The sequence below is a fragment of the Paenibacillus marinisediminis genome, from assembly GCF_054343325.1.
The window spans coordinates 1-223 of sequence record NZ_JBTGUH010000051.1; the positions used below are offsets into that span (position 1 = coordinate 1).

At 48.9% G+C, this 223-nt stretch carries 1 rRNA gene; it reads left to right on the forward strand.

Annotated elements, in window-relative coordinates:
• Positions 1 to 223: ribosomal RNA gene (locus tag ACXX53_RS23210) — 23S ribosomal RNA — on the forward strand; the annotation flags it as partial.

The window sequence follows — 223 nt, forward strand, 5'->3', positions numbered from 1 at the left end:
ATAGCTTTAGGGCTAGCCTCGGAAAGAAGAGTAGTGGAGGTAGAGCACTGATTGGATGCGGGGCCCGCCAAGGGTTACCAAGTTCAGTCAAACTCCGAATGCCATATACTTATTATCCGGGAGTCAGACAGTGAGTGCTAAGATCCATTGTCAAGAGGGAAACAGCCCAGACCATCAGCTAAGGCCCCTAAATGTATGTTAAGTGGGAAAGGATGTGGAGTTG